Source organism: Pseudomonas sp. NFACC04-2 (assembly GCF_900119265.1).
Taxonomy (GTDB): domain Bacteria; phylum Pseudomonadota; class Gammaproteobacteria; order Pseudomonadales; family Pseudomonadaceae; genus Aquipseudomonas; species Aquipseudomonas fluorescens_AA.
In genome coordinates this window covers 414,652-436,330 of record NZ_FPJC01000002.1, presented here as the reverse complement: position 1 = coordinate 436,330, position 21,679 = coordinate 414,652, and the positions used below count along the sequence as shown (strand labels likewise).

At 61.5% G+C, this 21,679-nt stretch carries 21 protein-coding genes; 9 read left to right on the top strand and 12 right to left on the bottom strand.

The genetic code is table 11. The features are described 5' to 3' along the window. Positions 1-2: 2 nt before the first annotated feature. The 3 genes from BT125_RS04165 to BT125_RS04155 all read right to left on the bottom strand — a co-directional run bounded on the left by BT125_RS04165 (position 3) and on the right by BT125_RS04155 (position 2,523). On the bottom strand, positions 3-287 hold the full coding sequence (locus tag BT125_RS04165; RefSeq protein ID WP_072405301.1) for a hypothetical protein: 285 nt from the start codon (positions 285-287) through the stop codon (positions 3-5). 213 nt (positions 288-500) lie between these two features. After that, positions 501-1,526 (bottom strand): purine-nucleoside phosphorylase, encoded by a 1,026-nt coding sequence (locus tag BT125_RS04160; protein WP_072405300.1) that lies wholly within the window; start codon positions 1,524-1,526, stop codon positions 501-503. 46 nt (positions 1,527-1,572) lie between these two features. Further along, on the bottom strand, positions 1,573-2,523 hold the full coding sequence (locus BT125_RS04155) for a nucleoside-specific channel-forming protein Tsx (protein ID WP_072405299.1): 951 nt from the start codon (positions 2,521-2,523) through the stop codon (positions 1,573-1,575). Positions 2,524-2,820: 297 nt separating this feature from the next. On the opposite strand from BT125_RS04155, the gene selD reads away from it, so the two are divergent. Continuing rightward, positions 2,821-3,855 (top strand): selenide, water dikinase SelD, encoded by a 1,035-nt coding sequence (gene selD, locus BT125_RS04150; RefSeq protein ID WP_072405298.1) that lies wholly within the window; start codon positions 2,821-2,823, stop codon positions 3,853-3,855. Next, entirely contained in the window at positions 3,855-4,958 is a 1,104-nt protein-coding gene (gene mnmH / locus BT125_RS04145; protein WP_072405297.1) for a tRNA 2-selenouridine(34) synthase MnmH, read from the top strand. The genes selD and mnmH overlap by 1 nt, the downstream gene beginning before the upstream one ends. A gap of 99 nt (positions 4,959-5,057) precedes the next feature. On the opposite strand, the gene BT125_RS04140 is transcribed toward mnmH, so the two are convergent. Then, the gene (locus BT125_RS04140) at positions 5,058-5,732 is read right to left on the bottom strand and encodes a histidine phosphatase family protein (protein WP_072405296.1); all 675 of its coding nucleotides are present in this window, start codon (positions 5,730-5,732) and stop codon (positions 5,058-5,060) included. A gap of 306 nt (positions 5,733-6,038) precedes the next feature. Here BT125_RS04140 and BT125_RS04135 point away from each other — a divergent pair, with 306 nt between their 5' ends. The 4 genes from BT125_RS04135 to BT125_RS04120 all read left to right on the top strand — a co-directional run bounded on the left by BT125_RS04135 (position 6,039) and on the right by BT125_RS04120 (position 9,941). After that, positions 6,039-6,737 (top strand): glutathione S-transferase family protein, encoded by a 699-nt coding sequence (locus BT125_RS04135; RefSeq protein ID WP_072405295.1) that lies wholly within the window; start codon positions 6,039-6,041, stop codon positions 6,735-6,737. Beyond that, positions 6,734-7,591 carry a PhzF family phenazine biosynthesis protein gene (locus BT125_RS04130; RefSeq protein WP_072405294.1) on the top strand — a complete coding sequence of 286 codons (858 nt, stop codon included), beginning with the start codon at positions 6,734-6,736 and terminating at the stop codon, positions 7,589-7,591. The genes BT125_RS04135 and BT125_RS04130 overlap by 4 nt, the downstream gene beginning before the upstream one ends. A 119-nt stretch (positions 7,592-7,710) precedes the next feature. After that, on the top strand, positions 7,711-8,685 hold the full coding sequence (hemB, locus tag BT125_RS04125; protein WP_072405293.1) for a porphobilinogen synthase: 975 nt from the start codon (positions 7,711-7,713) through the stop codon (positions 8,683-8,685). A gap of 161 nt (positions 8,686-8,846) precedes the next feature. Continuing rightward, the gene (locus BT125_RS04120) at positions 8,847-9,941 is read left to right on the top strand and encodes a DUF1615 domain-containing protein (RefSeq protein WP_072405292.1); all 1,095 of its coding nucleotides are present in this window, start codon (positions 8,847-8,849) and stop codon (positions 9,939-9,941) included. Between the two features lie 215 nt (positions 9,942-10,156). Here BT125_RS04120 and BT125_RS04115 read toward each other — a convergent pair whose 3' ends face one another. After that, positions 10,157-10,591 (bottom strand): phage infection protein, encoded by a 435-nt coding sequence (locus BT125_RS04115; protein WP_072405291.1) that lies wholly within the window; start codon positions 10,589-10,591, stop codon positions 10,157-10,159. 232 nt (positions 10,592-10,823) lie between these two features. On the opposite strand from BT125_RS04115, the gene BT125_RS04110 reads away from it, so the two are divergent. Then, positions 10,824-11,453 (top strand): glutathione S-transferase family protein, encoded by a 630-nt coding sequence (locus BT125_RS04110; RefSeq protein WP_072405290.1) that lies wholly within the window; start codon positions 10,824-10,826, stop codon positions 11,451-11,453. A 103-nt stretch (positions 11,454-11,556) separates the two neighbouring features. On the opposite strand, the gene BT125_RS04105 is transcribed toward BT125_RS04110, so the two are convergent. The 5 genes from BT125_RS04105 to BT125_RS04085 form a co-directional block, all read right to left on the bottom strand. After that, positions 11,557-12,093, bottom strand: a complete 537-nt coding sequence (locus BT125_RS04105) for a PqiC family protein (RefSeq protein WP_072405289.1) — start codon at positions 12,091-12,093, stop codon at positions 11,557-11,559. A 17-nt stretch (positions 12,094-12,110) separates the two neighbouring features. After that, entirely contained in the window at positions 12,111-13,769 is a 1,659-nt protein-coding gene (locus tag BT125_RS04100; RefSeq protein WP_072405288.1) for a PqiB family protein, read from the bottom strand. After that, on the bottom strand, positions 13,750-14,409 hold the full coding sequence (locus BT125_RS04095) for a paraquat-inducible protein A (RefSeq protein WP_072405287.1): 660 nt from the start codon (positions 14,407-14,409) through the stop codon (positions 13,750-13,752). Before BT125_RS04095 ends, BT125_RS04100 begins: the two co-directional genes overlap by 20 nt. Continuing rightward, positions 14,406-15,002 carry a paraquat-inducible protein A gene (locus BT125_RS04090; protein WP_072405286.1) on the bottom strand — a complete coding sequence of 199 codons (597 nt, stop codon included), beginning with the start codon at positions 15,000-15,002 and terminating at the stop codon, positions 14,406-14,408. Before BT125_RS04090 ends, BT125_RS04095 begins: the two co-directional genes overlap by 4 nt. A 69-nt stretch (positions 15,003-15,071) precedes the next feature. After that, entirely contained in the window at positions 15,072-15,512 is a 441-nt protein-coding gene (locus BT125_RS04085) for a CBS domain-containing protein (RefSeq protein WP_060738251.1), read from the bottom strand. Between the two features lie 312 nt (positions 15,513-15,824). Here BT125_RS04085 and BT125_RS04080 point away from each other — a divergent pair, with 312 nt between their 5' ends. Further along, the gene (locus BT125_RS04080) at positions 15,825-18,188 is read left to right on the top strand and encodes a DNA polymerase II (protein WP_072405285.1); all 2,364 of its coding nucleotides are present in this window, start codon (positions 15,825-15,827) and stop codon (positions 18,186-18,188) included. A 196-nt stretch (positions 18,189-18,384) separates the two neighbouring features. Here the strand turns inward: BT125_RS04080 and BT125_RS04075 are convergent, their stop codons facing one another. Both BT125_RS04075 and BT125_RS04070 read right to left on the bottom strand, forming a co-directional pair. Next, positions 18,385-19,206 carry an aldo/keto reductase gene (locus tag BT125_RS04075; protein ID WP_072405284.1) on the bottom strand — a complete coding sequence of 274 codons (822 nt, stop codon included), beginning with the start codon at positions 19,204-19,206 and terminating at the stop codon, positions 18,385-18,387. A gap of 232 nt (positions 19,207-19,438) precedes the next feature. Continuing rightward, positions 19,439-20,590 (bottom strand): aldose epimerase family protein, encoded by a 1,152-nt coding sequence (locus BT125_RS04070; protein ID WP_072405283.1) that lies wholly within the window; start codon positions 20,588-20,590, stop codon positions 19,439-19,441. Positions 20,591-20,929: 339 nt separating this feature from the next. On the opposite strand from BT125_RS04070, the gene BT125_RS04065 reads away from it, so the two are divergent. Continuing rightward, on the top strand, positions 20,930-21,634 hold the full coding sequence (locus tag BT125_RS04065) for a hypothetical protein (RefSeq protein WP_371857783.1): 705 nt from the start codon (positions 20,930-20,932) through the stop codon (positions 21,632-21,634). The last annotated feature ends 45 nt before the right edge of the window (positions 21,635-21,679 follow it).

The window sequence follows — 21,679 nt, the reverse complement described above, 5'->3', positions numbered from 1 at the left end:
GTTCAGTCGGGTTCCACGTTGAGTTGCAGGCTGCCATCGGCCAGGCGTTCAGCGCTGCGCACGATTCCGCTCAGGCGTCGGCCCTCGGCGCTGAACACCACGATCTCGGCCTTGTCCAGGTCGTCCGGCATCGGCGGTTGAACGTGCAGCGCGAACCACACCGGCTTGTCCTCGTCGAGGCGCTGGACGGCGTATTGGCAGTCGATACTTTTGGTCTGGCGGCCGAACAGGGTGTCGAGACCGTAGTCCAGGTGAGTGCTGTCGGCGGCGGAGGGTGTGAGAGGCATCGGCGGTCTCCTGGGGGCGCGCGGCTGATGTTCAAATGATCCTGCCCGGGACGGAAAATTCCATTGGCTGAGCCGTTGGGAACAGCCCTGGGGTTCAGCTCGATAGCCCCGTGGCGAGGGAGCTTGCTCCCGCTCGGGTGCGCAGCAGCCGCTAAGAGCCAGGGGCCGCTGCGCAGCCCAGCGGGAGCAAGCTCCCTCGCCACGGAGGAGCAATCAGAGGCCTGGCACGCCGTTCTTCCACGCCGACCAGTTCTTCACGATGTCCTGCACCAGCGGGTTGCCGGTGCGGAACAGATTTTCCAACGCCGGGACGAAGGCGCCCTGGTCGGCGTACTTGAGCAGGTTGTCCACTTCATTGCCACCGGGCTCGGGGCGGTCGAAATCGGATCCGGCCCGCAGCACAGCCAGCCGGTTGATGTCCACCCGACCTTCACGGCTGGCCCGCAGCAAGGCCTCGTAAGTCGAGTTGTCTTCCTGTTGGGTCGTGCAGTAGACGCCTTTGTTGTCGGTGAGCAGGCGGGTCCAGACTTCGGCGCGCTCGCTCAGGCGCGTGCCCGAGAACCAAGTGTTGCCGGCCAGGGTGTCACAGCGGGTCACCACCGGCGGCTGGTTGGCCGGGGCATACGGATACTTCAAGCGCCAGGCTGCCGATTCCTTGCTTTCGGCCAAGGTCACCTGCTGGCTGAGCGCAAAGGCCTTGGCTTGCAGGGCCGGGTTGAGTTCGAAGACTTCTGTCTTGTAGTCCAGCGGCGGCTTTTCGTTCGGCCCCTTGGTGTTGATGCCCAGGTAGCCGGTGGGCCAGTCCTTGGGCGCATCCCGTGAATCCAGCTCCCATTGAGTACCGAACTCCACCAGGTAATGGGCCCAGGCGGTTGTGCCAAGTGTGCCGTGGTGCGGGTTGATGCCGGCGATCCCAGCCACCAGGAAATAGCTCTTGCGCAGGTCGAAGGTCGGGGAGAGCGCCAGGGCCAGGGTCGAAGCCGCCGCGTTGGTCTGGCCCATGCCGGTGATCAGCAGGCAGACCCGTTCGGCATTGCAGCGGATCGTCGGGTACTCGGCGGACAGCCCCGGTACACGGATTTCATCCTTGAGCTGCAAGCGATCGATCCAGTTCTGCGCTTCGGGGGCGAACATCGTGATCAGCATCACTTTGGGTTGAAGTGGCGGAGCGGCCCCGGCGCTTGCCGCAAAGAGTGCAGTACTTGCCAGGCCGATTGAAGCAAACAGGCGATTGATCATGTGTTCGTGACCTCCATGGATTCGAAAGGGTACTGCGACGGTTTGCTCAGAATTGATAACCGACTCCGGCGTAATACCCCCACCCATCGGAGCGGGCGCGGAAGTTGCCATCGCCAAAGTTGAGTTCACTGCCATCCTGCCAGTTGCCGCCGTTGTGGAAGTAGCGGCCCACCAGAGTGAAGCGTACGTGGGTGAACGCGTACAGCAAGACATTGGTGGCGACCGTGGCGTTGGCGGTGCGGGCCGGGTTGTCCTTGTGCAGGTCCGAACCGAAGTCGAAGTTGGTGAAGCCAATGTACGTCAGCGAGGCACCATTGCTGAACTGGCTGATCGGCACGATGTACTTGAGTTGAGCGCGGTAGCCGTCCCAGGAATATTCATTGCTGGCGCCATAGTTTTCCCATTGATAACGGCCATAGAAGTTGGCCGACAAGTTGACTTTCGAGTGAGTGTCGATGTCGGTGCCCAGGCCGCTGTACAGGGTGTTCGCGCGATTGGCGCTGTTGCTGCCGTGGTCGTAGATCCAGTCGAACGCCACATACCATTCCTTGAACGGCCCGATGGCCAGGCTGCGGCCGGCCAGGTAGTCGATGGAAATCCGCGGTTCGTGCTCCATGAACACGGGTGAGCCGTGGTCCCACGCACCTTTGTCGTGGCTGTTGCCAATGTTGAAAATCTTCGGGATGTCGACGTAGCCATAGAGCTCGAAGGGCCCCTTGCGTCCGAAGTATTCATATTCCAGATAGACATCGTCGACCGGTTGCGGGCCGAAGCTGATGTCCTTGCTGCCGATGAGCGTCAGGTCCTGGTTGTACCAGTCCGACAGGTAGACGCCTTTTTTCGACGGGGTGGCTTCAGGACTGAGGGTTTCGCCTTGGGCGGACACCTCGGTGGGTTGGGCGTGGGTCGTGGCGCTGAGTAGTCCGGTAACGGCGGTCAGTAGCAGGGTGGTTGCCCATACGCCGGGCGTGGCGCGACACCGGGAAGTGAAGTGCATGGAAAGTCCTTGTTCGTGCGGGCCGAAGCCCGTGTTCCGTGATTGAAAAAAACGTCGATCCGCTGGAGGAGAGCGAATGCGCAAACGTTTGCACATCCCATACCAATTTTATGCAGTGGCTTGAAAAGCTTGAGATTGAGGCGATTTTCCTGTCCTTTTGGTCAGGCTAGGTGCGCCGAATGCTTCATGCCCGCCTGAAGCAGCACCAAAGTGTTGCACGGGCGAATGCTCGGCACGGCACTGAGTCGGCGACGTTGCTGTTAGAATCGACCCCCTTGACTGACCGGAGATATGCCCATGAGCGAGCCGATTCGCCTGACCCAGTACAGCCACGGCGCCGGTTGCGGCTGCAAGATTTCGCCCCAAGTGCTGGAAGTGATCCTGGCCGGCAGTGGTGCGCAGAACCTCGATCCCAAGCTGTGGGTCGGCAATGCTTCTCGCGACGACGCTGCGGTGTATGCCATCGACGAAGAGCGTGGGGTGGTCTCGACCACCGATTTTTTCATGCCGATTGTCGACGATCCCTTCGATTTCGGTCGCATCGCCGCCACCAATGCCATCAGCGACATCTACGCCATGGGCGGTGATCCGCTGATGGCCATCGCGATTCTTGGCTGGCCGGTCAACGTACTGGCCCCGGAGATTGCCCGGGAGGTGATTCGCGGCGGTCGTTCCGTGTGTGACGAGGCCGGTATTCCTCTGGCTGGCGGGCATTCGATCGATGCGCCCGAGCCGATCTTCGGCCTGGCAGTCACGGGCCTGGTGCAAAAGCGCCATATGAAACGCAACGACACGGCCACCGCCGGTTGCCGCCTGTACCTGACCAAGCCCCTGGGCATCGGCATCCTCACCACGGCGGAAAAGAAAGGCAAGCTGCGCGCCGCCGATGTTGGCCTGGCCCGTGACTGGATGTGCACCCTCAATAAACCCGGCAGCCGCTTCGGCAAGCTCGATGGCGTGACGGCGATGACCGACGTCACCGGTTTCGGCCTGCTCGGGCACCTGGTGGAAATGGCCGACGGCAGCCAGTTGACCGCGCGCATCCGCTATGACGCGGTGCCGCGTCTGCCGGGCGTCGAATACTATCTGGACCTGGGATGTGTGCCGGGCGGTACGCTGCGCAACTACGACAGCTACGCCAGCAAGGTCGGTCGGGTCCAGGAGTTGCACAAGCGAGTGCTGTGCGACCCGCAGACCAGCGGCGGCCTGTTGATTGCCGTCACCCCCGAAGGCGAGGACGAATTCCTGCGGGTGGCCACTGAACTCGGCCTTGCGCTGGAGCCCATCGGCGAGTTGGTCGAACGACAGCGTTACGCGGTCGAGGTGTCTTGATGAGCCATGACATCACCGATTACCGCGACATCTTCCTCCATGACCGACCGATGATGGACACGCGCGCCCCTGTCGAATTCATCAAGGGCGCTTTCCCCGGCGTGGTCAATTTGCCGTTGATGACCGACAACGAACGGCAACGTGTCGGGACCTGCTACAAACAACAGGGGCAACAGGCCGCTATCGTCCTGGGGCATCAACTGGTGTCCGGTGAGACCAAGGCCCAACGCATCCAGGCTTGGGCGGCGTTCGCCAAGGCCCACCCCGATGGTCTGTTGTATTGCTTTCGCGGCGGCTTGCGTTCGCAGATCGTCCAGCAATGGCTCAAGGACGAAGCGGGCATTGATTACCCTCGGGTCGGCGGTGGCTACAAGGCCATGCGCACGTTCTTGCTGGACACCATCGAACAGGCGGTCGCCGAGTGCGACCTGGTGCTGCTGGGCGGCATGACTGGTACCGGCAAGACCGAAGTGCTGGGCCAACTGGGCAACAGCCTGGATCTGGAAGGGTATGCCAACCATCGCGGTTCGAGCTTCGGCAAACGCGCCACCGGCCAGCCTTCCAACATCGATTTTGAAAACCGCCTGGCCGTGGATGTGCTGAAAAAACGCGCCGGCGGCATCGAACAGTTTGTGCTGGAAGATGAGAGCCGTGCGGTCGGCAGCTGCGCCTTGCCGCTGTCCTTGTACCAGCGCATGCAGCGGGTTCCGATGGTCTGGCTGGAAGACAGCCTGGAGGGCCGGGTCGATCGGATCCTGCAGGATTACGTCATTGACCTGTGTGCGGAATTTGTCGTGGTACATGGCGACGAAGGTTTTTCGCTGTTTTCCGAGCGATTGCTGGCAAGCCTGGACAACATCCACAAACGCCTGGGTGGCGACCGTCACCGGCGCTTGAAAGACATCCTGGAAACAGCCCTGGCCGAGCAGGCCCACAGCGGCGCCGTCGATGTGCATCGCGGTTGGATCGAGGGTTTGCTGCGTGAGTATTACGACCCGATGTACGTGTTCCAGCGGGAAAAGAAGGGCTTGCGGATCGAGTTCTCGGGCGAGCAGGCGGCGGTGCTGGAGTACTTGCGCGAGCGGGCGGCCCGGGGAGGGTGACCTGTGGGAGCGAGCTTGTTCGCGATGGCGGCGACACAGGCACCCTTGATGCAAGCTGACCCACCGCTATCGCGAGCAAGCTCGCTCCCACACTGGTGATCAGGTCGGACAGGTTTGCTGGCCATTGTCCAAACCTTGCTTGTAGCTCTGGCTGGTAAGGCTGGCCTTGCCGTTGTGCCAGGTCAGGGTCAGCACATACAGCGAATCAAAGTCCCCGGAGGCCCAGTCTTCGGTAATGGTCTGCTTCTTGCCCACCGCCTCTGCGGCGACCTTGTTGATCAGCTCCGGCAGGTAGCCATGGGACCAGGCGGTATAGATGGTGGAGTTGTGATACTTGTCGTGCAGCAACTCGTCAGCCAGGTCGCTGGTGTCGTTGGCTGAAAAATTGATGTTTACCGGCAGCCCGAGCTTGATGGCGCTGGGGCTGATGGTCATCAGCGGGCGAATATAGCTGTAGGAGTTGTCCAGTTCACCCTCTTCGACATTGCGGGTCGGGTTGGCCGCGAACACGTAGTCGGCCTTGCCGAATTTTTCCGGCAGCAGGGTGGCCAGGTCGATGGCGCGGTTGAGGCCCTGGCAGTTGAGCTGGCCCAGGCCACCGGCGGGTTTCTCGGCGTGGCGCAGGAACACCAGCGTCTGTACTCCGTCGGCTGGTTGGGCGCGGCTGACGCTGGATTCCAGCGACAGCACCAGGCCACAGACCACAAGCAGCGTTGGCAGCATCAGCCACGAACGGTGTTTGAAGCGTCTGGCGAAATTCAGTGGGTTCATCATCGAATAATAGTCTTCAGCACGCTTGAGTCAGGCTGACAAACCCTGGCACCGCGAAGCGCTTGGCCTCGGGTGTTTTCCCTGTCGTTACGCCTCGTTGGTTCTTTGGGGGCATTGCTCAGAGTCCCTTCGAGCGCTTTGGTTCGATTCCGGTGCACTGTAGCGATCTCCGTCAGGAGATGGGACGAACGTTAACGACAGGATGTTGCTGAATTAAGAAGGGACGACGTGAATTGTGTGACGGGCAGTGATGTCGTCCCCAACATCTTGGATTATCCTCGGGGTTTCCTTCATTTCCGAGCCGACCCCATGCCCGACTTGACGCCATACCTCGTCACCCAAAAATGGCCCGCCCAATACCCGGAGTGGATCCAGCTCTACTCCCTGCCAACCCCCAACGGCGTGAAGGTCTCGATCATGCTGGAAGAGACCGGCCTGCCCTACGAGCCCCACAAAGTGGACTTCGCCAGCAACGACCAGCTGTCGCCCGAGTTCCTTTCCCTGAACCCCAACAACAAGATCCCGGCGATTCTCGATCCCCATGGACCAGGGGACCAGCCGTTGGCGTTGTTTGAGTCGGGGGCGATCCTGATTTATCTGGCGGACAAGAGCGGACAGTTGCTGGCCCAGGAGTCGGCGGCGCGCTACGAGACGATCCAGTGGCTGATGTTCCAGATGGGTGGGATCGGGCCAATGTTCGGGCAGTTGGGGTTCTTCAACAAGTTCGCCGGCAAGGACTACGAGGACAAGCGGCCACGTGATCGTTATGTCGAAGAAAGCAGGCGCCTGCTCAAGGTGCTCGATGGCCGTCTGCAGGGGCGGGACTGGATCATGGGCGAGCGCTACACCATTGCCGATATCGCCACGTTTCCTTGGGTGCGCAATTTGATCGGTTTTTATGAAGCCGGTGATTTGGTGGGCATCCAGCACTTCCCCAATGTGACGCGGGTATTGGAGCGCTTCCTGGCGCGGCCGGCCGTGGCCCGTGGGTTGAAGATTCCGGAATGAGCAAGCCGACGACCAGCCGATTCGATTACAAGCAACTGGATGTGTTCAGCGATGCACCGCTCAAGGGCAATCCGCTGGCGGTGGTGCTGGGAGCCGATGGGCTCAGTGACTCGCGCATGGCCGCTTTTGCCAACTGGACCAACCTCAGCGAAACCACGTTCCTGCTGGCGCCGCAGCACCCGGAAGCCGATTACCGGGTGCGTATTTTCACCACCTCCACCGAGTTGCCGTTTGCCGGGCATCCGACCCTGGGCAGTTGTCACGCCTGGCTGGAAGCCGGAGGCGTGCCCAAGGGGCTGGAGATCGTGCAGGAATGTGGCGTCGGCCTGGTCAGGGTGCGCCGCAGCGATCATGGATTGGCGTTCCTCGCGCCGCCCTTGCTCAAGTCCGGTCCGCTGGAAGCCGAACTGCTGGAGCGGGTGCGCAAGGGGCTGGGGCTAGCAGCGCAGGCGATTGTCGAGGCGCAATGGGTCGATAACGGTGCCGGCTGGCTGGCGGTGATGCTCAAGGATCGCCAGCAAGTCCTGACGCTCGAGCCTGATTACCAGCAGTTGCTGGACCTGGCCGTGGGCGTGATCGCACCCTGGGATCGGGCCGTGGATGGCGATGAGGCCCACTTCGAAGTGCGCGGCTTCATCGCCGGTGATGGCATGCCCGAGGATCCGGCCACCGGCAGCCTGAACGCCGGGCTTGCGCAATGGATGCTCGGCAAAGGGTTGGCGCCTGCGTCCTACGTGGTCAGCCAGGGGCTGACGATGGGCCGGGCCGGGCGAATTCATGTCGAGCAGTTGGGGGAAGAGGTCTGGGTTGGTGGCGCGGTGGTGACGTGCATCAATGGCTCGTTGACCTTGTGAGGAGGCGATTATTACCCGGCTGGTAACACTCTGTTTTCCAGCTGGCGTTTGTGCCCTGGCTGGCCTGGGCATAAGCTTCGCTCCCTGTGATCGAGCCGCATTTTTTGCCCAGGAGTCCCATGTCCAGCCAGTTCCCCGAAGCACGTCCACGCCGCCTGCGTCGCAATGCAAGCCTGCGCAGCCTGTTCCAGGAAACCGAATTAACCCTGAATGATCTGGTGTTGCCGATCTTCGTCGAAGAAGAAATCGACGATTTCGTACCGATCAAGAGCATGCCCGGCGTGGTGCGCATCCCTGAGTCGAAGCTGGCCGGTGAGATCGAGCGCTATGCCCGTGCTGGCATCAAGTCGGTGATGACCTTTGGTGTGTCCCATCACCTGGACAATGATGGCAGCGACACCTGGCGTGAGCGCGGCCTGGTGTCACGCATGGCCGGGATCTGCAAGGACGCGGTGCCGGAAATGATCGTGATGTCCGACACCTGCTTCTGTGAATACACCGACCATGGTCACTGTGGCGTGCTCCACGGCGATGAAGTGGACAACGACCGGACCTTGATCAACCTGGGCAAGCAAGCCGTGGCGGCGGCCCGCGCCGGTGCCGATGTGATCGCGCCGTCGGCGGCCATGGACGGCCAGGTGCAGGCGATTCGCAAGGCTTTGGATGAAGCCGGTTTCAGCCAGACGGCGATCATGGCCTATTCGACCAAATTCGCCTCGGCGCTGTATGGGCCGTTCCGCGAGGCCGGCGGCAGTGCGCTGAAAGGTGACCGCAAGAGCTACCAGATGAACCCGATGAACCGCCGCGAAGCCCTGCGTGAATCCCTGCTCGATGAGCAGGAAGGTGCCGATGCGCTGATGGTCAAGCCGGCCGGTGCCTACCTCGACATCATCCGCGATATTCGCCAGGCTTCGAACCTGCCGCTGTCGGCTTACCAGGTCAGTGGCGAATACGCGATGATCAAATTCGCCGCCCAGGCCGGCGCCATCGACGAAGCCCGGGTGGTACGCGAGAGCCTTGGCGCAATCAAGCGGGCGGGGGCAGACCTGATCTTCACCTATTTCGCCATGGACCTGGCGCTGAGCGGGATCTGATCCCTGTGGGAGCGAGCTTGCTCGCGATAGCGGTGGGTCAGCTTGCATGGAGGGCGCCTGTGCCACCGTCATCGCGAGCAAGCTCGCTCCCACATTGGGCATAGCCCGCATCCGCTTTTGATCGTATGGTTGCTCCGGAATAACGAACGCGATGGAGCACCATGCAATTCAACCAGTTGATGATCAGTCTCGCGGCATTGCTGGCCCTGGCCGGTTGCGGCAGCCGTCAGTTGCAGGAGCCCGAGCGCCAGCCCGCCGAGGTCAAGAAGCAGATCGTGCAGTTGTTGCCGGTCAAGACGGCGGATCGTGAAGGTTGGGCGACTGACATCTACGTGGCCTTTGCGGCCCAGCAGATTCCGTCCACGACGCAGAATATCTGTGCGGTCCTGGCGGTGACCGAGCAGGAGTCGACGTTCCAGGCCGACCCACCGGTGCCGGGGCTGGGCAAAATCGCCCGTCAGGAGATCAACCGCCGTGCGGCGAAGGTGCACATTCCGGAGCTGCTGGTCAGCGGCGCGCTCCAGGTGCGCTCGCCCAATGGCAAAAGCTACAGCGACAGGCTCAACGCGGCCCGTAGCGAGAAAGAGCTGAGCGGGATCTTCGATGACTTCATTGGCATGGTGCCGCTGGGCAAGACGCTGTTCGGCGGTTTCAATCCGGTGCACACGGGTGGGCCGATGCAGGTCAGTATCGCGTTTGCCCAAGCCAATGCGCGGGATTATCCCTACACAGTGGATGGCTCGATTCGTCGCGAAGTGTTCAGTCGCCGTGGCGGGATGTATTTCGGTATCGCGCATTTGCTGGGCTATCCGGTGAACTATACCGAGCCGTTGTATCGTTTCGCCGATTTCAATGCCGGGTGGTACGCCAGTCGCAACGCGGCTTTCCAGCATGCGGTGAGTGTAGCGTCGGGCATCTCCCTGGCGCTGGATGGCGATCTGGTTGCCCATGATTCAATCATGCCGGGCAGCACGGAGTTGGCGGTACGCACGCTGGGCAAGTCGTTGGGAATGCGCAACCCGACCATTCGCGATCAATTGGAGCAGGGCGACAGCCTGGCCTTCGAGGACAGCACGCTCTACAAGCGTGTGTTCGAACTGGCTGAGCGGGCCGAGGGCAAGCCGTTGCCGCGGGCGGTATTGCCGGGGATCGTGCTCAAGAGCCCGAAAATCACGCGCAAGCTGACCACAGCGTGGTTCGCCAAGCGGGTGGATGAGCGTTATCAGCGCTGCATGGCGCGGGCGGCGGGGCGCTAGCCAGGCGTTGAGGCATGAAAAAGCCCGGCGGATGAGGCCGGGCTTTTATTGTGATGGGTTTGGATTGGGAGTGTTCTGCAACGGTGTATCGGGTGAACTGCGCAGCGACTGCGTGAAGGTTGCGGCCGCTGCGCGCCCGAGCGGGAGCAAGCTCCCTCGCCACGGGGTGTGTTGCCCATCATTTGCGATATTTCCAGGCATTGCGGTCAAGCAACTCATACGCGGTTTTCGATCAGACGATCGGAGCCACCTTCGGCAACGCGGCGTTCCAGCAGACGATCGGCACCGCCTTCAGCGACACGGTTCTCGATCAAACGATCGGAGCCACCTTCGGCGACGCGGCGTTCCAGCAGACGGTCAGAGCCACCTTCGGCGACACGGCGTTCCAGCAGGCGGTCAGAGCCACCTTCAGCGACACGGCGTTCCAGCAGGCGGTCAGAGCCACCTTCGGCGACGCGGCGTTCCAGCAGACGATCGGAGCCACCTTCGGCGACGCGGCGTTCCAGCAGGCGGTCAGAGCCACCTTCGGCGACACGGTTTTCGATCAGGCGATCAGAACCGCCTTCGGCGACGACGGGTTGCGAGGAGGCGGCAAATACGTTGGCGGCCAGTACGGAGAAAGCGAGGCTGAGGATGACTTGGCGTTTCATGATGGTGTGCTCCGGGGGTGCAGTGGTTTTGTGTGGGGCCATTGTTGTCCCGGGCGACCATCAAGAGAACTTCATTGGCATGATGGTGAACATCGACGACAGTGATAGCTCGTCAGTCCATCGATGTCGGTTGATCCAGCGAAGCTGGGCCACAACGTGCGTGTCGTCCTCCGGGTGGAACACAGCCAGGTTTGTGGGCTCTACCGGGTAACCACAGGCAGGAGGCAAGTTCATGTATCAGTTATTCGGTTACAGGCAATCCGGTTCTGCGGCGGTGGAGATTGCCCTGGATCTTTGTAATGTGGCGTATCGGCGGGTCGATGCCTATTCGACCCAGGACAGCGACGCCGCGAAAGCACTCGAGGCACTCAACCCTCAGAAGCAGGTCCCGACCTTGCAGTTGCCGGACGGCTCGGTGCTGACCGAAGCGGCGGCGATCCTGATTCACCTCGGGCTGACCTTTCCGGCCTCGAAGCTGCTCCCTGATGACCCAACCCAGCGTGCGCAAGCCATACGGGGGCTGGTCTATATCGCAGCCAATTGCTACACGCCCATCGGCATCATCGATTTTCCGGAACGCTGGCTGGACGATGCGGACGAAGCGACTCGGCAGCGCTTGGTAGCGGGCACCCAGCAACGGCTGTATCGCAACTGGGCGCTGTTTGCCGATCAGTTCCCGGCTCGGCCCTTTCTCGGCGGTGCCGAGCCGGGGGCGATGGATATCCTGGCGGCGGTGATCACGAAGTGGAGAAACACGCGGGAGGCAATGCTGAACGCCCGTCCGGAGTTTTACGGATTGTTGGAGCGCATCGATCACCATCCGCGCGTTGCACCGATGCTGTCGTTGCATTGGCCTTTGTAGGCGCTGCCGAGCGAAGCGAGGCTGCGATCTTTGCGCTAACGCTGGAATCTCAAGCGAAAAATCAAATGATCAAAAGATCGCAGCCTTCGGCAGCGCCTACGGGTCAAGGACAAGCCTTGCGTACAGCCGCCTGCTCAACCAAGCCGACAAATTGCTGGACGTTCTGCTGATGCGCCGTCACCAGTTCGTCGATACTGGCCCCCGCTGGCGTTTGCAAGCTGCTGCGACAGGTGAGGAGGCGGGTATCGCCACCCAGGTTGCGCAGGCGCCATTGCACGTCCATGCGGGCATAGCGGCCGGGGATCGAATCAAAGCGCTGCACGTCCACCCGCAGCGATGATTTCGGCGCGCCAGGGTTGTTCAGTTGTTCGTCCAGGCTGCTGTGCAGTTCATCTGCCAGGCTGGCGCCCCACCATTCGGTTTCCAGGATCGCCAATCCGCTGTTGCCCTGGCGAATGACCATTTGGGTGCGATCCACCTGGGGTGGGACGCTCACTTGTTCGATCTGGATATCCACGCCGGAGCGTGACGGGCCTGTCGGCTGAGCCGGGCTAAGGGTGTGGTAATGAATCGGATCGCTGCGACAGGCGCCGAGCAGCAGTGCCACGGCGACCAAGGTGAATTTCAGCGTCAGTGGCATGGGACGGGCTCCTGTACTCATTCTTTCACCGGCAATGTGAGGTTCTGTGCCGGTGCGTCCTTGGGACGACCGCGAAGCAGCGATTCGGGATGCCGGCTCAGGTAGTCCGACAGCTCGCGCAGCGAGCGCGACATGCGCCCCAGGTCGTCCAGGGTCTGGGTCAGTTGTTCGCGCTGGGGGGAATCTTCGGCCAGGGTCGAATTGGCCGATTGCAGGGTCTTGCTGACGTCTTGCAAGGTGTGTTGCACGCTTGGCAGGGTCTTGCTGTTGAACTGGGCCAGGCCTTTGCGCAGCTCCACCAGATTGCCATCCAGGTTGCCGGCGATACTCTCCAGTGGCAGCTTGTTGATCCGTTCGACCATCGTCTGCAGCTGTTCCTGCAATTGCTGGAGGCTGCCCGGGAGGGTCGGGATACGCACGGGGCGGGCGCTGGGGTCGAAGGCCACTTTTTCGGCCTTGGGGTAGAAGTCCAGCGAGATGTACAACTGCCCGGTCAGCAGGTTGCCGCTGCGGGCCTGGGCGCGCAGGCCGCGCTCGACGAAGCTGCCGATCAGGCGGGCACCGGCCGCTTCGTCTTCGGGATCATGATTGAGCGACTTGAGCAGTTTTTCATGGGCCTTGCCCAGGCGCTGAGGGTAGATCACCACGCCGACGTTGACCGGAAAGCTGCGTTGCTTCTCATCGAAATCGAGGTTGATGGCCACCACCCTGCCGACTTCCACGCCGAGGAACTCTACCGGCGCACCGACGCGCAACCCGCGCAGGGCCTGGTCGAAACGCAAGGCCAGGTATTGGCCCTTGCCATCGGGTGGGGCGAGGGCGCTCTGCTGGTCGGCAAACAGCTCGAAAGTCTTGTCTTCACTGGCGGCGGTGTCATTGGGGCTGTACTCCGGTGCCCGGAACGCGATGCCGCCCAGCAACAAGGCCGAGAGCGATTCGGTCTTGACGGCGAAACCGTTGGCGCCGACGTTCACGTCCACGCCGCTGACGTTCCAGAACCGGGTGTTTTCGGTGACATACACATCGTTGGGCGCGTTGACGAACACGTCGATGTTGACGCCTTTGCCGTCGGCGTCCAAGGCGTAGGACACCACCTGGCCCACCGGGATCTTGCGCAGGTACACCGGCGAGCCGATGTCCAGCGAGCCGAGGTCCTGGGCGTGCAGGGTGAAGCGCTTGCCCGGTTCGCCATAAGTGATCGGCGGCGGGTTCTCCAGCCCCGTGAAGGACTTGGCGCGTACTTTTGACTGGCCGGCGTCGGCACCGATGAAATCACCGGACAGCAGTGTGTCAATCCCCGAGATCCCGCCGGCCCCGATGCGCGGCCGTACGACCCAGAACACCGAGTCTTCATGGGTGAAGGTGTCGGCGGTCTTGGCGAGCTTGACCGTGGCGGTGACGTTCTTCTGGTCCTGGCTCAGTTGCACGTCGGTGACCTGGCCGATGACCACGTTGCGGTATTTCACCTGGGTCTTGTTGGCGGTCAGGCCCTGGCCGGTCTTGAAGGTGATGGTGATGGTCGGGCCTTCCTGCAGCCAGTTGTGGACCACCAGGGAAACACCCACCAGCACCGCGATGATCGGCACGATCCACACCAGCGACACCGTCCAGCGGCGGGTGGTGACGTGGGCCCGGCCGGGGGCGGGTTGTTGCCCGTCAGTGGCTTGCGACTTCATTCATGACCTCCTCGGATGGTTGAGTGTCCCAGATCAGTCGGGGGTCGAAACTCATGGCCGAGAGCATGGTGAACAGCACCACGAGGCCGAAGAACAGGATACCCGGTCGAGGCTCGATATCGCTCAGTGCCTGGAACTTGACCAGGGCGGCCACCAGGGCCACCACCAGCACATCGAGCATCGACCAATAGCCGATGACTTCCACCAGCCGGTACAGCTTCGCCCGCTGGACCTGGGCCCAGGTACTGCGTCGTTGTACGGTCACCAGCAGCAGGGTCAGTACCACGAACTTGATGCCGGGCACCGCGATGCTGGCGATGAAGATGATCAGCGCGATGTCCCAGGCGCCGCTGTGCCAGAACTCGATGACCCCGCTGATGATGGTGCTGTCGGCACCTTCGCCGAGCATCTGGGTGTTCATGACCGGCAGCAGGTTGGCCGGGATATAGAACACCAGCGCCGCGAGCATGTAGGCCCAGGTGCGGGTGATGGCGTCGGGTTTGCGGCGGTGCAGGGCGGCGTCGCAACGCGGGCAGGTCTGGGGGCCGTCGGCCATGTCGCAGGCCAGGCCGCAACTGTGGCACAGGCAGAGGTTCAGGTCGCGGGCCTCTGGCGGGGTGTCCTGCGGCCGGCCGTTCATAGGCTGTCCCACAGGTCGCGGACATCGCGCCCGGCAATACGGATCATCAGCAGGCTCAAGGCCGCCAGGGCGAACAGGCCGATACCCGGGAGCACATCCAGCAGGCCGGCGAGCTTGATCACCGCCACCAGCGCGCCCAGCAGGCACACCTCCAGCATGCTCCAGGGCCGCAGGGTTTCCAGGCTGCGCATGCACAGGCTGAATCCAGGCGCCCGCCGCTGGAGGTAGGCATGGCTCAGTACCCAGAGCAGAAGCGCCAGTTGGAAGGCCGGTGCAACGATGATCGCCACCGCTGTCACCAGGGCGATGAAGGTGATGGGACCCTGGCTCAGCGCCACGATGGAATCCCACAACGTCGCGCTGTTGCTCAGGCCCTGGAGACGGATGCTCATCACCGGGTAGAGGTTGGCGAACGCCCACAGCACCGCGGCCGTCAGGCTCAAGGCCAGGCGCTGTTCGATGGTCAGGCCGTTGTAGCGCTGGATCACCGCGTGGCAGCGCACGCACGTGGCTTTCTGATGCGGGGCGAGCACAACCGGCTCGTACACCGCATCGCAATGTTCACAAATGATCAGTCGGTCGGTGGCGGCCATCGGGATGCTCGCAGGAACAACCCCTTCAATATAGAAGTGTGTTGAGAATGAGCAACCCGATGGAAAGGATCATTCGCCGCGAATGTATTGCTCCAGTTGTCGGATCAGGTCGGCCTGTTCGGCGATGGCTTCCTTGACCAGGTCGCCAATGGACAGCAGGCCGACGAGCTTGCCGTCTTCTACCACCGGCAAATGTCGCAAGTGCTTGTCAGTCATGATGCTCAGGCAGGTCTCGACATTCTGATGCGGGTCGATGGTGATCACGGGGGATACCATGATGTCGCTCACTTTCGTGCCCACTGACGAGCGACCGTGCAGGACCATTTTGCGTGCATAGTCGCGCTCGCTGATGATCCCAAGCACTTTCTCGTCCTTCACCACCAGCAAGGCGCCGACGTTCTTCTCGGCCATGCGCATCAGGGCCTGCAATACCATGTCGTCCGGTGAGATGGTGTGCACTTGCTGGTTCTTATCGTCTTTTAGCCGGAGCAACTGCGCGACGGTTTTCATGGGGAAGCCTCGGGGTGTTGTTTTTGCTGGTTGTTAAAGCATCGTAGACCCAACGGCGCAGAGCAAGCGGTAAAGCGGCGGCCAATCGTCCAAAAGCGTCATTGCCCGGGAAATTACCACCCATCCCGTGGTCAGGCGCTGTTGTGGCGAGGGGATTTATCCCCGTTGGGCTGCGCAGCAGCCCCAATAAGCTGATGACATCGACCTGACACACCGCGCTGGCAGGTTTTTGGACTGCTTCGCAGCCCAGCGGGGATAAATCCCCTCGCCACAGGTAGAATCGTCGCCTACGCAAAATTCGAGGTTTCAGCGGTGGATTTACAGCAGGGCTTCGTCCTGACCCGGCATTGGCGCGACACCCCGGCCGGCACCGAAGTCGAATTCTGGCTGGCGACCGACGCCGGTCCCCGGCATGTGCGCCTGCCGGTGCAGACGTCGGTGGCCTTCGTGCCGCAGATCCAGCGCGGCCAGCTCGAAGCCTTGCTGCAAGGGGAGAAGGAGATAGAGCTACGCCCCCTGGACCTGCTGGATTTCGAGCATCGCCCGGTGCTGGGCCTGTATTGCCAGCAACACGCCCAACTGATGCGCCTGGACGGCACCTTGCGCCGCGCCGGTGTGGAGGTGTTCGAAGCGGACATCCGGCCACCGGAGCGCTACCTGATGGAGCGCTTCATCACCGCCCCGGTGTGGTTCGGCGGTACGCCGGCCGCCGATGGCCTGCTGGTGGATGCCCAGATGAAACCGGCGCCCGACTACCGTCCACCGTTGCGCCTGGTGTCCCTGGACATCGAAACCACCGCCCAGGGCGATTTGTATTCCATTGCCCTGGAAGGCTGCGGCGAGCGCCAGGTCTATATGCTCGGGCCGCCTAATGGCGACGATAGCGGCGTGGATTTCCAGCTGGAATACTGCGAGTCGCGCACGCTTCTGCTGAAGAAACTCAACGACTGGTTCGCCCGTTTCGACCCTGACGCGATCATTGGCTGGAACCTGGTGCAATTCGACCTGCGGGTGCTGCATGAACATGCCCGGCGACTGGCGGTGCCGTTGCGCCTGGGGCGCGGCGGCGAAGAAATGCAATGGCGCGAGCACGGCGCGCGCAATAATCACTTCTTCGCCTCGGCGGCCGGCCGGTTGATCATCGACGGGATCGAGTCCCTGCGCTCGGCGACCTGGAGCTTCCCGTCGTTCAGCCTGGAAAACGTCGCCCAGACGCTGCTGGGGGAGGGCAAGTCCATCGACAACCCGTACCAGCGCATGGACGAGATCAACCGCATGTTCGCCGAGGACAAGCCGGCCCTGGCCCGCTACAACCTCAAGGACTGCGAGCTGGTGACGCGGATCTTCGCCAAGACCGAGCTACTCAAGTTCCTGCTGGAACGGGCCAGCGTCACCGGCCTGCCAGCGGACCGTAGCGGCGGTTCGGTGGCGGCCTTCACGCACCTGTACATGCCGCTGATGCACCGCCAGGGTTTTGTTGCCCCCAATCTCGGCCAGCGTCCGCCCGAGGCCAGCCCGGGTGGTTTTGTCATGGATTCCCAGCCAGGGCTCTACGAGTCGGTGCTGGTGCTGGACTACAAGAGCCTGTATCCGTCGATCATCCGCACCTTCCTGATCGACCCGGTGGGCTTGATCGAAGGGCTGCGCCACCCGGATGACCGTGAGTCGGTGCCGGGCTTTCGCGGGGCGCGCTTTTCCCGGACTCGACATTGCCTGCCGGCCATCGTCGCGCGGGTGTCCGAAGGCCGGGAGACCGCCAAGCGCGAACACAATGCGCCGCTGTCCCAGGCGTTGAAAATCATCATGAACGCCTTTTATGGCGTGCTCGGCTCCAGTGGTTGTCGCTTCTTCGATCCGCGCCTGGCCTCGTCCATTACCCTGCGCGGCCACCAGATCATGCAGCGCACCCGCCAGTTGATCGAAGCCCAGGGCCATGTGGTGATCTATGGCGATACCGACTCGACGTTCGTCTGGTTGCGTCGTGCCCATGGTCAGGAGGAAGCGGCCAGGATTGGTCGGGAGTTGGTGGCACACGTCAACCAATGGTGGCGTGAGCAGGTGCGTGCCGAGTTCGGGTTGGAGAGCGCGCTGGAGCTGCAGTTCGAAACGCACTTCAAGCGCTTTCTGATGCCGACCATCCGGGGGGCCGAGGAGGGCAGCAAGAAACGCTACGCCGGGCTGGTGACCCGCGCCGACGGCAGCGATGAAATCGTCTACAAAGGCCTGGAAACCGTGCGTACCGACTGGTCGCCGCTGGCCCGGCAGTTCCAGCAGGAATTGTACGGGCGGATCTTCCACCGCCAGCCCTACCAGGAGTATGTGCGTGATTATGTGCAGCAGACCCTGGCCGGTGCGTTCGATGATCGGCTGGTCTACCGCAAGCGCCTGCGGCGGCCGCTGGAAGATTACGAGCGCAACGTCCCACCCCACGTGCGGGCCGCGCGGCTGGCCGATGAGTTCAACCAGCGCCAGGGCCGTCCGCGGCAGTACCAGAATGGCGGCTGGATCAGCTACGTCATCACCGTCGCCGGCCCCGAGCCGCTGGAAATTCGCAGTGCGCCGATTGATTACGATCACTACGTGAGCAAACAGCTGCAACCGGTGGCGGATGCGATCCTGCCGTTTGTGGACGATGATTTTTCGACGTTGGTGGGGGGGCAGATGGGGTTGTTCTGAGATTTCCGTGTATTCCTGCAGAAGTCTTTGGACCGGAGACGTGGTGGATCTGTGGCGAGGGGATTTATCCCCGTTGGGGCGCTCAGCGGCCCCTGAGATTTCGTAGTACCGATAAAGTTGCGAGTGCTGCGCATTTGAGCGGGGATAAATCCCTTCGCCACAAATCAGTGTGTTCCCGATGGTCCGTATTTAGGCGTCAGACCATCGCCAACCGCTGCTTGCTCTGAGGCTGGGGAAACATCAGGTCAAGGGCCGCCAAATCCTGCGGTTCAAGCTTCAGGTTCGTCGCCTCGGCATTCAGGCGTACGTGCTCAGGCTGTACGGCCTTGGGAATGGCAATGACACTGTCCTGGCGCAACAGCCAGGCCAGTGCGATCTGCGCCGGTGTTGCCCGATGGCGTTCGGCGATTTTTTCCAGAGTGTGATCCTTGAGCAGGTGCCCGCCCTGGCCGACCGGGCAGTAAGCCATGATCGGCATGCGTCGTTGCTGGCACCAGGGCAGCAGGTCGAATTCGATGCCGCGCTCCTGCAGGTTGTACAGCACTTGGTTGGTGGCGCAGGCCGGCGAGGCCAACTCCTCGAGGTCATCGACGTCAAAGTTCGACACACCCCAACGGCCGATCTTTCCTTCTTCGCGCAGGCGTTCGAACGCTTCGACGGTTTCTGCCAAGGGGTACTGCCCGCGCCAGTGCAACAGATAAAGGTCGATGTAATCGGTGTCGAGCCGGCGCAAGCTGCGTTCGCAGGCCAGGGGGATGCCTTTGCGACTGGCGTTGTGGGGATAGACCTTGCTCACCAGGAACACCTGGTCACGCAGGCCGGTGATCGCTTCGCCAACGACGGTCTCCGCACCGCCTTCGGCATACATCTCCGCCGTGTCGATCAGGGTCATGCCCAGTTCGATCCCCAACCGCAGGGCCGCTACTTCTTTCTTGTGATGGGACGGTTCTTCACCCATGCGCCAGGTGCCCTGGCCGATTACCGGTACGGACACACCCGCCAATTCCAGCGTCCTCATGCCTATCTCCTGTTTTTTTTGCTTTGACGTGTGGCAGCAGGATAGACCAAGTGTTCCCGGATGGATCGTTCCCATGCTCTGCGCGAGCCCGCAGCATCCGAACTCAACACCAACCCGTGGGAGCGAGCTTGCTCGCGAAGGCGTCGGCCCATCCAGCATCATCACAGGCAGACACACCGCTATCGCGAGCAAGCTCGCTCCCACAAGAGCATGGGAACGATTCGGCGGGGAGTTACTTCGCGGAGAACCTCAACACCATGGTCTGGGTGTAGGTCTGGCCCGGATCAAGTCGCGTCGAAGGGAAGTTCGGCTGGTTGGGCGAGTCGGGATAGTGCTGGGTTTCCAGGGTGAACGCGCCCCAATGCGGATAGACCTTGCCTTGTTTGCCCTTGACGGTGCCATCGAGGAAGTTGCTGGTGTAGAACTGCACGCCAGGCTCGGTGGTGTACAACTGCAGGCGTCGTCCGGACTCCGTGTCATACACCTCGGCGGCCAGTTTGGTCACGTCACCCTTGGCGTCTAGTGCCCAGTTGAAGTCGAAGCCGCCCTGTTTCGGTTCGGCGAACTTGAGTTGTGGGTGATCAGCCTTGATATGGGTGCCGATGGCGGTGGGTTGGGTGAAGTCCATCGGCGTGCCAGCCACCGGGGCCAGTTCGCCGGTGGGAATGAGTTTGCCGGTGACTGGAGTGTAGTGGGCCGCGTGCAGGGTCGCGACCTGCTCGAGTATGTCGCCGTTGCCTGCCCCGGCCAGGTTGAAATAGCTGTGGTTGGTCAGGTTCAGCACCGTGGGCTTGTCGGTGGTGGCCTTGTACTCAATGCGCAACTCGTTCTGTTCGTTGAGGCTATAGGTGACGTCGGTTTTCAGTGTACCGGGAAAGCCCATCTCGCCATCGGGTGACAGGTAGGTCAGGGTGACGCCCACCGAGTCCTTGGCATTATGGGGTTGGGCCTTCCAGACACGCTTGTCGAACCCTTGCGGCCCGCCGTGCAAGGAGTTGCCATGGTCGTTCTGCGGCACTTGGTAACGCTTGCCGTCCAGCTCGAAAGCCCCGTCTGCCAGGCGATTGCCGAAACGGCCGATGGTCGCGCCGAAATACACGCTGCCATTCTTCTGGTAACCCTGCACATCGTCGAAGCCGAGCACGATGTCGGCGACCTTGCCGTTTTTGTCCGGCACGCTCAATGACTGGAGGATGCCGCCATAGGTGATGACCGTGGCCTCCATGCCATGGCTGTTGCGCAGTACGAATTTTTCCACCGCCGTGCCGTCGTCGGTCTTGCCGAACGCACCGCGTTCATTGGTCAGGCCGGCAGCCTGGGAAGCCGAGGTGGCGATCATCAGAGACACTCCGAGGGCCGTGAGCAGTTGTTTTGATTCAAGCATGGTGACCTTCCTTCCTGTTGTTTTGTTGTTGTTTTAACGCGGGTCGAGTCCGTTACTGGTCGGACAGCGATGAAGGCTTTTGTGTCTAGTAGTCTTTCTATTTAAAGGATGAAAAGGGATTTATAGCCATAAATGAAGATTTATCAATTAAAAAGTAATACTAATTAGACAAAAAAGACTTTACTAAAGGGCGAGGATTTTCTCTGGGCACTGCACTTTTGCGATTTTTGCCGCTCTATCCATGGCCTGGAAGCGGCGACCCCCGTCGCTTCCCCCAGCCCAGATCGAGACTCGATGGCCGGTGTTTTTTCTTCTGTGACGAGGTTGCACCGTGCCTGCATGGCAGGGTTGCTCGGTGTGTCGATGCTGCTCAGCGGCGGCTGCAGCCATCAGCAGGGGCAGGACATGGTCACGCAGTTCAGCAATGCCAAGCCCCAGGAGTTCTTGCAGACCAGTGTCGACCGCATGGCAACGTTGGCCATGCACGACAACCTGCAAAGCCTCTACCTGCTGATGAGCAAGCTTTACCTGCGCAACCCCGAGGAGTTGCGCAAATCCGGCTTTCTTGACGCCCGCACCGCGGAAAAACAGGTGCGCATGGCCATCGAGCAGCAACAACCCTTGCCGACCCTGGGTGGCAAGAAGGACCTGGCCGCCCTGAGCTATGCCATGAGCCCGGAGTTTCTCGGTGATCGGGTCGGGGCGTTCATCTATGCCATCGGCAGCATGCTGGTCACCGCTCATGGCAATCGCCTCGAGTTCTACATGACCGACACCATCGACCCGCGTTTTGTCAGCAATGCGGCGCGCAACATCGAAAAAGCCACTTGGCTGCTTAGCCAGCGGCAGAACAAGGACGGCAAGCCGCTGCTGTTTTCCAATGAGATTTCGGAGGAGGGCAGCAACCTGAGTTTCGCCGTCGAGTTCGGGAAAATTGTTGCCCGATTGGACCTGCTGACCCAGATGCTCGACGAGCGCTACCGGCGTATCGGTTTGAATTATGCCCAGAGCCTGCTGTTCCTCAATTTCCTGCCGGTTCAGTGAATAGAGGTGAAAAGGAATAAAGATAGATCATATCGATATAGGGAG